1 protein-coding gene is annotated in these 2,345 nt (G+C 58.5%); it reads right to left on the reverse strand.

The window, feature by feature from the left end; genetic code table 11:
- Window positions 1–2,216, reverse strand: a 2,216-nt coding sequence (locus ACOSYY_RS15565; RefSeq protein WP_421663515.1) for a cation-translocating P-type ATPase, incomplete at its 3' end; no start/stop codon positions are given.
- Window positions 2,217–2,345: the final 129 nt, after the last annotated feature.

Genomic DNA, 2,345 nt, shown 5'->3' on the forward strand with positions numbered 1-2,345 from the left:
GTGCGGGCGTGCTCGACATCACCTGCGCTCCCAAGGGCATACTCGAAGCCTATCGATATGATAGCTGCAATCAGAAAGCCGGAAAAGCCGATCAAAATCCAGCCTCGTATTGCAAAGAAACGCGGTCGGCCATCCCTCTCCGTCGGCATCAAATGATATGACGTCGGCAGATCTTGGAAGACGAGTAGCGCTGTCGGATGAATGATCAATTCCAGCCACACGATGTGAATCGGTAGGTATAGCAGTGGATGGCCCACTAAAGGGATAGCCGCCGCGCTCAATACCAGCGGAATGTGGATCATCAACAGGTAAGCGAAAGACAGCCGCAAATTCCGGAACAGCTGCTGGCCTTCTGCAATTGCCCCTACGATGGTTCGAAAATTGTCGTCAAGCAGTACGATCGCGGCGACTTCACGCGCGCTTTGGGTGCCGCGCTCGCCCATTGCGATACCGATATCCGCGGTTTGCAGGGCGGGAACATCATTGACCCCATCACCTGTGACCGCGACGATTTCACCAGACCTCTGGAGGGCGCGGACGAGTAGAAGCTTCTGGGAGGGCGTCGCGCGTGCAATGACGTCGATCTCACGCAGGGCTTCTGCTCTAGGACCGCTGCCATCTCCATCCAGCGTTTCTGCCAAGGCGACAACAGGCCGCCCACCGCGCAGGCCGATATCGCGTGCAATCGCCTCGGCGGTAGCCGGATGATCGCCCGTGATCATGATGACGCGGATGCCAGCCTGCCGACAGGCCGTCACCGCGTCTTGGACGCCCTCGCGAATGGGATCCTCAAGCGCAAGGAGCCCACGCAACGTATAGCCGCTATTGGGCTCCGGCTCTGACGCAGTGGCAAGATCCAGTGCCTTAGTGGCAGCAGCAATTACCTTATGGCCGCTGGATGCATAGGCAGTGACTTGCCTGCGCCATTCGCCAAGCAATGTCGGTGCCTCGACGCACATGTCGAACACCGTCTCCGGCGCACCCTTGACAACAGCCATTCGTGAGCCGTCTGCCAACCTAACAATTGCCGTCTCGCGCCGCCGATCTTCGGTAAAGGGAAACGCGGCTAGGCGCTCAATAGAATCAGCTTCCGGCGAAGCGCTGATCAGGGCGACATCGAGCGGATCCCCGCTGTCGGCGCGCGCAGCTGCTGCGGCCCAGAACGCAAGTCGCTCAGGTGACGTGTTCTCCACCGGGACACGGTGTGAAAGCGCCAACTTGCCCTCAGTGAGCGTTCCAGTCTTGTCAGTGCAAATACAAGTCACGCGCCCAATGTTCTCCACTGCAACAGCACGCCGCACCAACGCTTGGCGTCGAGCCAATCGATAAACACCGACACCGAGGAAGAATGTAAAGACCACCGGAAACTCTTCCGGAAGCGCTGCAACGGCGAGCGTCACTGCGCTCAGGAAGGCATCGACGAGGCCATGGCCCTGCATCAAGCGGATCGCTGCCAACGCCACGCACATCACAAGCGCCGCCATGAGCATGAAGGCCACCAAGTGACCAACGGCGATCTGGAGCGGAGTGCGGGTATGGCCTCCTATGAGAGTCGATCGGGCAATTTCACCATAGAGCGTCTCACCTCCGGTGCTGATGATGCGCACCCTTGCCTGCCCCGTAAGGAGCCGCGTACCGGCAAACACCCAATGCCTGGCCTCAGCAGAGCGAAGCGCAGCGGATATCCGCAAGATCGGCTGTTTTCGGACCGGATAGGCCTCGCCAGTCAAAGACGATTCGTCTACTTGAAGTTCGGCGCCCAAAACAATCAGCCCGTCCGCGGGAAAAGGCTCGCCCGTGGCGACTTCAACGAGATCACCCGGAACAACTTCGCGCGCGGAAACAGTGACTGCAGCCCCGTCGCGAAAGACGGTGGCACGCGCCGCAAGGCGCTTCGCAAGACCCTGGGTTGAGGCCTGTGTGCGGCGGTGGAGATAGGCGTCCATACCAACCAGCGGTATGAGAGCCACCACCAGAATTGCTGCTTCCGTATAATCACCAAGTAAAGTAAACAGGGCGCTGACGCCGACAAGGAACCAGATCATGGGATCGCGCGCCGTATCACGAACCAGATCGATCCATGTCGAGGGTGCCGCAACGAGAATGTCGTTGAAACCGAAGCGCGCGCGACGGTCAGCAACCTCAGCGACCGTCAGTTGGCGATTTACATCGTGAAGACCGATGAGGCGATCAATTGGGACGGGGCAATTTAGCATACGCGGGAGCTGCTCTTATCCGACAAGCGATTGAAAGAAACTGTCTGTTTCAGACGGTATGCTTCTGAAATGCGAATGCTGTCATAACCAATTTTTTCTGCGTTCGCAGTTACGCTTGCGCTTTCGCTT

This window comes from Nitrospira sp. BLG_2 (assembly GCF_049222245.1).